Raw genomic sequence first — 12,356 nt, 5'->3', positions numbered from 1 at the left:
ATGTCTGTACAGGAAGCGTTGCCGCTGGGAGGCCTTGCCACCGCGCAATCCGGTCAGTTTCGCGCCGACCATCTGCTGGTCGCGGAGATGGTCAAGCCGGGCTCGAAGGTGCTCGACGTCGGTTGCGGCGAGGGTGACCTGCTGCAGCTGCTGGAGACCCGCGGCATCGACGGACGCGGCATCGAGCTGTCGCGCGAGGGCGTCAACCGCTGCGTCGCCAAGGGGCTCGCGGTGGTGCAGGGCGATGCCGACACCGACCTCATCAATTATCCCGACGACGCCTTCGACTACGTGATCCTGTCGCAGACGCTGCAGGCGACGCGGCAGCCCAAGGTCGTGCTGGAGAACCTCCTGCGCATCGGCCGCCGCGCCATCGTGTCGTTCCCGAATTTCGGCTTCTGGAAGATGCGGCTCCAGCTCCTGATTGGAGGCCACATGCCGCGCACGGAAAATCTGCCCGCAAGCTGGTATGACACCGCCAACATTCATTTCTGCACCATCAAGGATTTCGTCGAGCTCTGCGACGCGATCGACGTCAAGATGGAACGTGCCGAGGCGCTCGACCTCTACGGCCGCCCGCTGCGGCTGCGGATGCCGTGGTGGGTGTGGAATCTGTTCGGCGAGCAGGGCGTGTTTCTGCTGACGCGGGGCGGCGGGAAGTAGTTTTTCGTCATTGCGAGCGTAGCGAAGCAATCCAGGGTCTTCCCGCGGAGGGATTCTGGATTGCTTCGCCTGCGCTCGCAATGACGGAGCGTGTGGTGACGCTCTTGCTCTAATGCGCGGCCAGCGACCTCGGATCGCGCGCCGGCCATCTTCCCGTTTCCACCAGCGTGACGAACCGTTCCACCGTTTCGTTGAACAGCGCCGGCTCTTCGAGATTGAGCACGTGGCCGGACTTCGGAAACATCGCGAGCCCTGCCGCAGGCAGATGCTTCTTCAGGAACAGGCTCGGCGCGATGCACGGATCGTCCTCGTCGCCGCAGATGATGAGTGCCGGCGTCGCGGCGCCTCTGATCGCGTCCGTCATCGCAAAGATCGAGGGGCGGCCGCCCTGGAAGCCGCGCATCGTGCGCGCCGATCCCTTGGCGTCGTGGCGTGCCAGTGCGGCGTAGAAATCGGCGTGGCCGCGCGGGTCCTTCACCAGGAAGGGAAACCGGCTCGGCGCTTCGCGCGTGACTTTTGCGACTTCCGCGGAGCCGAGCGTCTCGAATTGCTCCGCGTTGGCGCGGCACTGCTTGCGCCAGGCGTCGAGGTTCTCGACCTCCGAGCCGGAGCCGACGCCGGCGAGTGTCATCGATAGCGCGCGCTGCGGTGCGTTCAGCCCGATCTGGAGCGACGAATAGGCGCCCATCGACAGTCCCACGAGGTGCGCGCGTTCGATCTTGAGATGATCGAGCACCGCGAGCGCATCGGTGTAGAAATGCATGTAGCTGTAGACTTCGCCATCAGGCACGTCCGATGGCGTGTAGCCGCGCGCCGAATAGGTGATGCAGCGATGGCCGCGCGAGAAGTAGCGCATCTGCGGCTCCCAATTGGTATAGTCGGCCGCGAATTCGTGCAGAAAAATAATCGGCGTGCCCGCGCCTGCTTCTTCGAAATAGAGACGGTGGTTGTCCTTCGTGAGGGCGTACGGCATCCGGTTTTCTCCCTGAGGTGGCTGCGGCATTGGAATGCCGCTCTGCGGTCAGCGCATGCACCCTAACACTCGTTAATCATCGTCCAAAATCTTCGCGACCCCGTCTTGTTCTCGCCACATCGGGATACTGATACAGCCGGCGGATGTCGGCCACCGCACAGGCCGATTGGGAAGTGGGGTGTCAAAAGGATGAAGAATGTTCGAGTTGTTTGCGTCTCGCCTGTCGCGTTGTGTCGTCGCGCTGGCTGTTTTCTTCGCGGCGGTCGCCGCGTTCTCCTCTCCGGCGTCAGCACGGTCTCATCGTCATAGCGCAGAGCGGCACGCTTACGCGCATCACGCCAGCGGACATCATCATTATCGGTATCATGCACGCAGCTCGCGCTTCGAGCGCGGCGCGGCGCAATTGCAGGCGAGCGGCTTCGGCAACGCCTTCGCCAGCTATGATCCAAATGCCAACAGCGGCGGCATTGCCATGAGCGGTGATGGTGGAATGGCCATGAGCGGTGGCGGTGGAACGACCCCGCGCGTTAGCCGTCGGATGGCCATGAGCCGTAGCGGTGGAGTGGCCGCGAGCGGCGAAGGCGTGGCGATGAGCAGCGGCGGCTTCAGCGGCGGGTCGGGCCTCGTGTCCGAGGCACGCCGCTATGTCGGCGGCAATCCGACCGGCCGCGGCAGCCTGTGGTGCGCGCGTTTCATGAACATGGTGCTCGAGCATACTGGCCATCGCGGCACGGGCTCCGACATGGCGAGTTCGTTTGCGCGCTATGGCACGCGCGTCTCGGGCCCGCAGGTCGGCGCCATCGCGGTCATGTCGCGCGGTCGCGGCGGCGGCCATGTCGGCATCATCACCGGCGTCGATGCGCAGGGAAATCCGATCATGATCTCCGGCAACAACGGCAACCGCGTCCGCGAAGCGCCGATCTCGCGCGGCCGGATCTATGCCTATGTGATGCCGAACTGAGGTTCTGCCCCGTCATTGCGAGGAGCAAAGCGACGAAGCAATCCAGACTGCCTCAACAGATAGATATTTGGATTGCTTCGCTGCGCTCGCAATGACGGAGTACGTGGAGCCGGCGCCGCGTCATACCAGCTTCGGCTCTTCCACCGCGATCTGATCGCCGACGCCGATCTCGCCGTCGGCGATCACCTCGGCATAGATGCCGCAGTCCATGTGGCCGAGATTGCTTGAGAGCGTGGCCGGGATTTCGAGATCGCGCCTTGCGGTATCAGGGTCGACATTGGTGGCCGGGCCAGCGCTTGATGCGCTTGACCACTTCCAGCCGGGCCCGCCCGATCGCGAGCGTCTGGCCGACGAGGTCGAGCTCGGACCAGGCCGGCCAGCCCTTCGCGTAGAGATTGGCGCGGAAACGCAGAGGGTGGACCGCGGCGCCGCCGAGCATAGTCTCGAGCGCGCGGACGCTGTCGAGATTGATGATGGACACGACCTTGCGAGCGACGTCGGAAAAGCTGTGGTCGCGGCCGGACAGGACCTTGGGCGGGCCCTTCAACTCCGGCTGAAAGTTCTCGCTGAAATAGCCCTCGATGGCGGCGCGCCCGGCCGCGGTCTCGAGATCGCCGCTGGCGACGATTTGGCCGTCCTTGCGGATAGTCAGGCGGTTGGTCGCGTCCTCGAAACGGCTGTCGAGGGAAGCCAGCCGCTCATTGCGCGCCAGCATCAGGAACTGGATTTTCGGCTTCCATTGGGGCGCATCAGGGTCGAACCCGCTCGGGCCGTTCTCGATGGCGTAGCGGCGGTCGGCGGGCAGGGTCTGGCCGGATCGCAGTGAGATCCGGGGCAGGGACTCCGGCGTCAGGCCTTTGATCGGATAACGGTAGAGGCCGGTGATCTCGGCGGTCTGGTTGGCTGTCATTGCGCTAGGTGTCATGCCGCTACTTAGGGGATTCGACCCACCGGCGCCAAGCTGGCAGATCCGCGCACGAAATTGTGAACTCGCCTCTTCCGGTCCAAGGGCACGCTTCCCACATCTGGGTCAGGCCGGCGCCAGCGCCAGCTGATAACGACCGTTACCGGTTGAGAAACGTCAATGCGGTCATCGGAAACCCAATGAAGATGCCGTTTGGAGTGCCTTAGAGGGCTCCTGGGGCAGGCCGAGGGAAGAAGACAAATGAACATCGACAAATATACCGAACGCTCCAGAGGCTTCGTCCAGTCCGCGCAGTCGCTTGCGGTGCGCGAAGGGCACCAGCAGTTTTCGACCCTGCACCTGCTGAAGGTGCTGCTGGACGACAATGAAGGCCTCGCTGCCGGCCTGATCGACCGTGCCGGCGGCAATTCCCGCGCAATTCTGAAGGCGACCGAGGACGCCCTTAACAAGGTGCCGAAGGTCTCTGGCGGCGGCGCCGGCCAGATCTATCTGGCGCCTGAGCTCGCCCGCACCTTCGACGCCGCCGAAAAGGCCGGCGAGAAGGCCGGCGACAGCTTTGTCACCGTCGAGCGGCTGCTGCTTGGCCTCACGCTGGAGAAGACCAGCGAGGCCGGCGCGATCCTCGCCAAGGGCGGCGTCACTCCGCAAAACCTCAATGCGGCGATCGAGGCGCTGCGCAAGGGCCGGACCGCGGATTCCGCGACCGCCGAGAACGCCTATGACGCGCTGAAGAAATATGCGCGCGACCTGACCCAGGCGGCGCGCGACGGCAAGCTCGATCCGGTCATCGGCCGCGACGAGGAGATCCGCCGTACGATCCAGGTGCTGTCGCGCCGGACCAAGAACAATCCCGTTCTGATCGGCGAGCCCGGCGTCGGCAAAACCGCCATCGCCGAGGGCCTGGCGCTGCGCATTGTCAATGGCGATGTGCCGGAGAGCCTGAAGGACAAGAAGCTGCTGTCGCTGGACCTCGGTTCGCTGATCGCCGGCGCGAAATATCGCGGCGAGTTCGAGGAGCGGTTGAAGGCCGTGCTTCAGGAGGTGACCGCGAGCGACGGCAATTTCGTCCTGTTCATTGACGAGATGCACACGCTGATTGGCGCGGGCAAGGGCGATGGCGCGATGGACGCATCGAACCTGCTCAAGCCCGCGCTTGCGCGCGGCGAGCTGCATTGCATCGGCGCGACCACGCTTGACGAGTATCGCAAGCATGTCGAGAAGGATGCGGCACTGGCGCGGCGCTTCCAGCCGATCTTCGTCAGCGAGCCCACGGTCGAGGATACGATCTCGATCCTGCGCGGGCTGAAGGACAAATACGAGCAGCACCATGGTGTGCGGATCGCCGATTCCGCACTCGTGGCGGCGACGACGCTGTCCAACCGCTACATCACCGACCGCTTCCTCCCGGACAAGGCCATCGACCTCATGGACGAGGCGGCCGCGCGGCTGAAGATGCAGGTCGATTCCAAGCCGGAAGAGCTGGATTCGCTCGACCGCGAGATCATCCGGCTCAAGATCGAGCAGGAAGCGCTCAAGAAGGAAAGCGACCTCGGCTCCAAGTCCCGTCTCGAGACGCTCCAGAAGGAGCTGGCCGAGCTTGAGGAGAAATCTGCGTCGCTGACCGCGCGCTGGAGCGCGGAGAAGAACAAGCTCTCCAACGCCCAGAAACTGAAGGCTGAACTCGACAGCTTGCGTGTCGATCTCGCCGACGCCCAGCGGCGCGGCGAATTCCAGCGCGCCGGTGAGCTGGCCTATGGCCGGATTCCGGAGCTCGAGAGGCAGCTTGCGGATATCGAGGCCAAGGAAAATACAACGCAGAGCTCCGGCGAGATGATGGAGGAGGCGGTTACCGCCAACCACATCGCGCAGGTGGTCTCGCGCTGGACCGGCGTGCCTGTCGACAAGATGCTGGAAGGCGAAAAAGAAAAGCTCCTGAGGATGGAGGCGCAGCTCGGACAACGCGTCGTCGGGCAGGCTGAGGCCGTGCGTGCGGTCGCGACCGCCGTGCGCCGCTCGCGCGCAGGCCTTCAGGATCCGAACCGGCCGATGGGCTCGTTCATGTTCTTGGGTCCGACCGGCGTCGGCAAGACCGAGCTGACCAAGGCGCTCGCGGAGTATCTCTTCAACGACGAGACCGCGATGGTCCGCCTCGACATGTCCGAATACATGGAGAAGCATTCGGTGTCGCGGCTGATCGGCGCGCCCCCGGGCTATGTCGGCTACGACGAGGGCGGCGCACTCACCGAAGCGGTGCGGCGCCGGCCTTACCAGGTGGTGCTGTTCGACGAAGTCGAGAAGGCGCATCCGGATGTGTTCAACGTCCTGTTGCAGGTGCTCGACGACGGCCGCCTGACCGACGGCCAGGGCCGTACCGTCGATTTCCGCAACACGCTGATCGTCATGACCTCGAACCTCGGTTCGGAGTTTCTGGTGAATCAACCGGAGGGCGAGGATACCTCCGCCGTGCGTGAGCACGTGATGGCGACGGTGCGCGGACATTTCCGCCCCGAATTCCTCAACCGCGTCGACGAAATCATCCTGTTCCATCGTTTGCAGAAGAGCGAGATGGGCCGGATCGTCGAGATCCAGTTCGCGCGGCTCCAGAACCTGTTGACCGATCGCAAGATCGTGTTGACGCTGGACGGCAAGGCGCGCGATTGGCTCGCGGAAAAGGGCTGGGATCCCGCCTATGGCGCCAGGCCGCTGAAGCGGGTGATCCAGCGCTACATCCAGGATCCGCTCGCCGAGATGATCCTCGGCGGCGACGTCAGGGACGGCGATGCGGTTGCGATTTCATCGGCAGGCAACGTGCTGACCTTCAACGGCAGGGCGGCGCAGACTGCGGAAATCGCCCAGTTCGACGCGCCGGTGTCGAAGCGCAAGCTCAACTGAACCTAGCGCTCACCGCAAAATGAAAAACGTCCCGGAAGGCGATGCCTCTCCGGGGCGAAATGTTTGGTCAACTCGGTCGGCTTCCTAACTGACTGCGGGCGCAGAGCCGGGATCGGCCGGACCTTCCTCGTCGCCTTCCTGTTCAAGCTCCGAAAGGATATCCACGAGCTCGCGCACCCGGCCCTGCGCCAGTGGACGGAGGTCGTTGATCATGGGTTCGTCGTTGGCGAGCCATGCCTGGGCCTCGGCAAGCTCCTCGACTGTCGCGCCGGTTCCGATGATCTGTGCAATCGTGACGTCGTCAGCTCCGCTGACGGCCTTGATCACGTCGTCACGTGAGAGGCGCTGCATGGATTGTCCTCCTCTTGACTGAACAGGCAGGAAACCGCCACCAAAACCAATCTTGGTGGCCATTGGTTGGTTCCGCCAACAGAAGCATCTCGCCCGCTCTGGCTCGAGTTGGGGATATTTAATGAAACTGCTGCGACCGGGCCAGGTTGCCCCACATGGATCCGTCGGTTGGACGCACCAATCCGGCGTCGGAGTTGACCGACGTCGCGTCCGATAGTTCCTGTCGGCTGCTAAGGCACTTGCCATGGGTTCCCGGCGAATCCCGCAAATGTGGGGTATCGCCATGAACAAGGATCTTGTCTCCTGCAACCGACCGGCCTTCGACGAGCTTCATCCAAAGATCTATGGTGCCGCGGTCGTCCTTGTCGCCTGGTTCGCGCTGATGGCCTGGGTACTGTTCGATCGCAGCAGTGATGTCAGCCTGTTGCTTGCGTTTGTCAGCCTGTTGTTCCTGGTCGCGGCGGGCATTCCGTGGATATTGTCGCGGGTCTGGAGGCACCACGTGTCCGATGAGCCGCATCCACAGCAGCCCTCATTGCATGATTGGGAAGCCGGCGACTTCAAGGTTTGGGGTGCAACGCTTCACGGCACCGATGCCGCGATCGATGTCCTGCTGCCGCTCATGGCCGTCTCGTTTGGTCTTACGGCGATCGGGATCGTCTTCGTGATCGTGCGCGCAACTGCGTTGCCGTAGCGCCGCTCCAATCGTGGCCCCGCCCGTGCGTGGGGCGGGGCGCAGTCTACTAGCGGCCTGCGGTCAGCCGCGGCGGGTTTTGTGACATGATCCAGAGCTCGATGGCGGCAAGCACGGCGACTGCGATGCCGACCACGACGTGGATCGTCATCGCCGTCTTGGCCCCTTCGAATCCGAGGACCCAAGGCGCAATGAGCGTCCACAGGCCGACGATCAGGTTCAGCCATTCTTCCCATACTGCGAAGGCGGCAAGCGCCGCGATGGCCAAAATTGCGATCACGATGCCCGCGATATGTGCGTTCTGGGAAGGCCTTCCGGCGTCGAAGCCGAATATCCACGGCGAGAAGAACAGGAATGCGCCGAGGATCAGGTTGGCGACGTCGCACAGCTTTGCGTTCGTCCAATTGTCCATAACATCCTCCATTCAGCCCCTGCCTAGTGGGAAACCAACCGGTTCGCGCCCCAGCCGGTTCCAACCAAATCGGATGCAGAACGCGAATCGGATGCAGAACGGAAGGTTCTGGAGCCGACGCCCGACGGGCGCCGGTCGGTTCTCTGACGATTGGCGACGACTGTGGGCTACCGGTTGGTGACCTGGAGCGGCCCGCCGGTTGCGTCCGACATCCTTGCGATGGCGCCGGCGCGGCCGCTCATCATGCCGTCGAGCCGGTCGCGCTCCTTCTCGAAGCCGGCCAGCATCGGGCCTTCCAGCGAACGGCCGCGCGGCAACTTTACGCGCAGCGGATCGACGAAGCGGCCGTTGACGAGGATTTCGTAGTGGACGTGAGGGCCTGTCGACGCGCCGGTCGAACCGACGAAGCCGATCACTTGGCCCTGCCGCACCTTCTTGCCGGGCTCCATGCCCTTGGCGAAGGCCGACATGTGGCCGTAGGCGGTCTCGTAGCCGTTGTTATGCTTGATCCGGATGTACTTGCCGTAACCGCCCTCGGGGCCGGCCTTCTCGATCACGCCGTTGCCGGAGGCGAAGATCGGGGTTCCGTAAGAGGTGGCCCAGTCGACGCCGGTGTGCATCTTCACATAGCCGAGGATCGGGTGGCGGCGGCCGCCGAAGCCGGAGCGCATGATGGCGTTGTTGACGGGCTTGCGCACCAGGAATTTCTTCGCGCTCTTGCCGGTCTCGTCGTAGTAGTCGACGACGCCGTCGTCAGGGCTCTGGTAGCGGTAGTATTTCTTGGTCTCGCCACCGAGCGTGAGCGAAGCGAACAGCACGTCGTTCTTTTCGCTCACGGTCACGCCCTCGTCTTCGCCGGCGTAGAACACGTCGAATGAATCGCCTGGCGCCACCTTGCGCTGGAAATCGACGTCGTAGGAGTAGATCTTGATCATGTCTTCGATGACGGGCATCGGCACTTTGTTGCGCATCGCGGTCTCGTAGATGCTCTGGTAGAGCCGCACGCCAGTGCCGTCATCGTCGTCATCGTCGTCGCTGTTGGCGTTGGCCCCAGCGTCGGCGACGGTGTTCATGCTGGAGACGTCGACCGCGACGTATTTGCCGAGATCGGACAGCGCCGCGATCGCCTCGACCATGGTCTCGTTGGCGATGACCACGCGGTAGGGTTGCAGACGGGCGCCAGGGCTTGCAGGCGCCATCAGGATGCGCAGCTTCTCGCCTTCCTTCAGGCCGCCGTCGCGGCCGCGGGGCCCGAGCGTCGCGGCAATCGCCTTGATCTCGTCGGCCGTGGCGCCGAGATCGCGCAGCACGCCAGCGACGCTGTCGCCCTTCTTGACCATGTGGACGCGTTCGCCGTTGGGATTGCCCCCGGTGATCTGCTCCTTGGTCTTCGGCAGCAGCGTGACGTTTTCCGGCACCACGCGCGTCTCGAAGCCGGCATAGGGATCGGACGGCGACACTTCGGTGGCGTAGGCGCTTCTGATGTCGGACGGGCCGGTCGCGCCGGAGACGTCGGTGGCGGCATTGGCGAGCGTGGCGTAGCGCACCCCGCCATTGCCGCGCCAGTTGGCGGCATCGCGCACCCGCATCAGGATGTCATCGAGCGCCACCACTGCGGAAATCTTGGCCTTCGGCAGCACCGGCGACAGGTCCTTGGTGACGAAGGAGACCTCGGCGTCGGGTTCGACCGCTTCCGGATTGTTGGGATCGTCGGATGCGGTCTTCGGATCGGAGCCGACATCGGTGAGAAGGCGCTGGGCGTTGAACGGCGGGATCTTCGCCGACAGGTCGCTCGTCGTCATCGACAGATTGCCGGCAATCCGGATGAAGGGGCGCACCCGCATCACGTCGCGGCTGCCGACGCGGGCGACGGTCGAGACGCGCACGATGTTGCGCGAGGCCGTGGATTCGTTGGGCGGTGGCAGGCGGTCGCTCTTGTGCAGCGTGGCGGCGCGGTCAGCCGCACCGAATGCGCCGCGCAGCGCGCCTTCGACCCGCTCCGGCACCTTGGCGAAGGTCATTTCGCCGTCGAGCGATGCGAAAACGGCGCCGCCGATCAGGGCTGCGCCGCAGAGTCCGGTCAAGATCGTCCCGCTGAACCATTGCACCGAGACACGGCGGCGATCGATGACCGCGGCTTCCGAACCATCAACGGACAGCGGCGGCTCGTGGCCGAGATCGATGATCCCGGTCTCACGCCCGTAAGCGCCGCGTGACGTCCTTTGGTTCAACCCAAATCCCCCAATCAACGACCCAAGAGCCGGTTTCGAGCCCCTTCTTACGCCGCCCTCTTCAGGGGCACCGCTCGAAAAGGGCAAGCCGCATAGGCGTCCGCGGTCAGAAGGCCCTGATGACGGGCCGGCCGAAACTACGAACAGCTAAGCGGAAAAAAGATCTCTCGATGTCTCGCGAACGTCTGAAGAAGGCCGCTTCATCGTATGATCGCCTTCCTCTGACCCCAAGCAAACCGCCGGCAGCCCCCACTGGCATTCCTGCGATTCAAGCTCTGTCTGTACCAGAACGCCGCGGGAATGTGGCTCAAGTACGGCGCCTAATATGGAAAAGTTTCCTGAACGGCCCGGCGCGAGGGACCTGTCTGGAGGGGCGCTGCAGCCAGCCTCCAGAAGCCCCCGCAGGCCAAACTTTTTTTGGGTTTTTTCGCCGCGCCGATCCAAACCGTCCGCTCCACGCTTCTCTAACCACATGGAATCACGCGATTTTTTAGAACAATCCACCGTGCGACGATTTTCTGACAATGGTCGTTGACAACTCCGATGGGTGGGGCCTATAACCCGACCACTGAGCGCGGCGCCGCCGGGTCACTGACCAAGGCGAGCGAACGCGCCACTGATGCTCCTCACCTTGTTGAGTGACACAACAGTCGACGTAAGTCGATTGGAGTTCATTCATCGTCGGTAAGGGTGTCGGAACCCTTCCTCTCTGGAAGGTTGGGGCCACATCGGTCCCGGGCTGTTTGACAAGTGAAGATGAAGAAAGAGAAACGTGGACGGCGGAGTCCTTGCGGGTCTCGCATTTAAAGAGCTTCGGCTTTTTGGATCGGGACCGGACGAAAGACTTCGGCGGTACACGTTTTAAGGTTACACCATCGTTGCCAGCGATGTGAATCGCGGGCAGCTCATCGACTTCGGTCGATGAAAAATGGTGGGACCTCGTCAAAACGTTGTGATCAGCCGGTTCAAAGTTCAAGTCCAACTTGAGAGTTTGATCCTGGCTCAGAGCGAACGCTGGCGGCAGGCTTAACACATGCAAGTCGAGCGGGCGTAGCAATACGTCAGCGGCAGACGGGTGAGTAACGCGTGGGAACATACCTTTTGGTTCGGAACAACACAGGGAAACTTGTGCTAATACCGGATAAGCCCTTACGGGGAAAGATTTATCGCCGAAAGATTGGCCCGCGTCTGATTAGCTAGTTGGTGAGGTAATGGCTCACCAAGGCGACGATCAGTAGCTGGTCTGAGAGGATGATCAGCCACATTGGGACTGAGACACGGCCCAAACTCCTACGGGAGGCAGCAGTGGGGAATATTGGACAATGGGGGCAACCCTGATCCAGCCATGCCGCGTGAGTGATGAAGGCCCTAGGGTTGTAAAGCTCTTTTGTGCGGGAAGATAATGACGGTACCGCAAGAATAAGCCCCGGCTAACTTCGTGCCAGCAGCCGCGGTAATACGAAGGGGGCTAGCGTTGCTCGGAATCACTGGGCGTAAAGGGTGCGTAGGCGGGTCTTTAAGTCAGGGGTGAAATCCTGGAGCTCAACTCCAGAACTGCCTTTGATACTGAGGATCTTGAGTTCGGGAGAGGTGAGTGGAACTGCGAGTGTAGAGGTGAAATTCGTAGATATTCGCAAGAACACCAGTGGCGAAGGCGGCTCACTGGCCCGATACTGACGCTGAGGCACGAAAGCGTGGGGAGCAAACAGGATTAGATACCCTGGTAGTCCACGCCGTAAACGATGAATGCCAGCCGTTAGTGGGTTTACTCACTAGTGGCGCAGCTAACGCTTTAAGCATTCCGCCTGGGGAGTACGGTCGCAAGATTAAAACTCAAAGGAATTGACGGGGGCCCGCACAAGCGGTGGAGCATGTGGTTTAATTCGACGCAACGCGCAGAACCTTACCAGCCCTTGACATGTCCAGGACCGGTCGCAGAGATGTGACCTTCTCTTCGGAGCCTGGAACACAGGTGCTGCATGGCTGTCGTCAGCTCGTGTCGTGAGATGTTGGGTTAAGTCCCGCAACGAGCGCAACCCCCGTCCTTAGTTGCTACCATTTAGTTGAGCACTCTAGGGAGACTGCCGGTGATAAGCCGCGAGGAAGGTGGGGATGACGTCAAGTCCTCATGGCCCTTACGGGCTGGGCTACACACGTGCTACAATGGCGGTGACAATGGGACGCTAAGGGGCAACCCTTCGCAAATCTCAAAAAGCCGTCTCAGTTCGGATTGGGCTCTGCAACTCGAGCCCAT

At 62.6% G+C, this 12,356-nt stretch carries 8 protein-coding genes, 1 rRNA gene and 1 pseudogene (1 of these 10 running past the window's edge); 5 read left to right on the top strand and 5 right to left on the bottom strand.

Features of this window, described 5'->3' with window-relative positions; all coding sequences use genetic code 11:
* Positions 1 to 663: a methionine biosynthesis protein MetW gene (metW, locus tag ACVWW3_RS26955; protein ID WP_456648101.1), complete on the top strand. Its 663-nt coding sequence runs from the start codon at positions 1 to 3 to the stop codon at positions 661 to 663.
* A 109-nt stretch (positions 664 to 772) separates the two neighbouring features.
* Here the strand turns inward: metW and ACVWW3_RS26950 are convergent, their stop codons facing one another.
* The gene (locus tag ACVWW3_RS26950; RefSeq protein ID WP_456648102.1) at positions 773 to 1,636 is read right to left on the bottom strand and encodes an alpha/beta fold hydrolase; all 864 of its coding nucleotides are present in this window, start codon (positions 1,634 to 1,636) and stop codon (positions 773 to 775) included.
* 196 nt (positions 1,637 to 1,832) lie between these two features.
* Between ACVWW3_RS26950 and ACVWW3_RS26945 the strand changes: the two genes are divergently transcribed.
* On the top strand, positions 1,833 to 2,597 hold the full coding sequence (locus ACVWW3_RS26945; RefSeq protein WP_456648103.1) for a TIGR02594 family protein: 765 nt from the start codon (positions 1,833 to 1,835) through the stop codon (positions 2,595 to 2,597).
* Positions 2,598 to 2,717: 120 nt separating this feature from the next.
* On the opposite strand, the pseudogene ACVWW3_RS26940 reads toward ACVWW3_RS26945, so the two are convergent.
* A pseudogene (locus tag ACVWW3_RS26940) lies at positions 2,718 to 3,507 on the bottom strand (MOSC domain-containing protein).
* Positions 3,508 to 3,762: 255 nt separating this feature from the next.
* Here ACVWW3_RS26940 and clpB point away from each other — a divergent pair.
* Positions 3,763 to 6,414, top strand: coding sequence for an ATP-dependent chaperone ClpB (gene clpB / locus ACVWW3_RS26935; RefSeq protein WP_456648105.1), 2,652 nt, complete (start codon positions 3,763 to 3,765; stop codon positions 6,412 to 6,414).
* A gap of 84 nt (positions 6,415 to 6,498) precedes the next feature.
* Here clpB and ACVWW3_RS26930 read toward each other — a convergent pair whose 3' ends face one another.
* Complete coding sequence (locus tag ACVWW3_RS26930) at positions 6,499 to 6,828, bottom strand: hypothetical protein (protein ID WP_456648106.1); 330 nt, start codon at positions 6,826 to 6,828, stop codon at positions 6,499 to 6,501.
* A gap of 220 nt (positions 6,829 to 7,048) precedes the next feature.
* Between ACVWW3_RS26930 and ACVWW3_RS26925 the strand changes: the two genes are divergently transcribed.
* Complete coding sequence (locus ACVWW3_RS26925) at positions 7,049 to 7,459, top strand: hypothetical protein (RefSeq protein WP_456648107.1); 411 nt, start codon at positions 7,049 to 7,051, stop codon at positions 7,457 to 7,459.
* Positions 7,460 to 7,508: 49 nt separating this feature from the next.
* Here ACVWW3_RS26925 and ACVWW3_RS26920 read toward each other — a convergent pair whose 3' ends face one another.
* Together ACVWW3_RS26920 and ACVWW3_RS26915 are read right to left on the bottom strand one after the other, a co-directional pair.
* Entirely contained in the window at positions 7,509 to 7,871 is a 363-nt protein-coding gene (locus ACVWW3_RS26920; protein ID WP_247445152.1) for an SPW repeat protein, read from the bottom strand.
* Positions 7,872 to 8,038: 167 nt separating this feature from the next.
* The gene (locus tag ACVWW3_RS26915; protein ID WP_456648108.1) at positions 8,039 to 10,102 is read right to left on the bottom strand and encodes a M23 family metallopeptidase; all 2,064 of its coding nucleotides are present in this window, start codon (positions 10,100 to 10,102) and stop codon (positions 8,039 to 8,041) included.
* A gap of 979 nt (positions 10,103 to 11,081) precedes the next feature.
* Between ACVWW3_RS26915 and ACVWW3_RS26910 the strand changes: the two genes are divergently transcribed.
* Positions 11,082 to 12,356, top strand: a 16S ribosomal RNA gene (locus tag ACVWW3_RS26910) (it continues 214 nt past the right edge of the window).

The organism is Bradyrhizobium sp. LM2.9, assembly GCF_054056555.1.
Note: the sequence above shows the minus strand (reverse complement) of the source record. Positions and strands in the feature narration are given on the sequence as shown.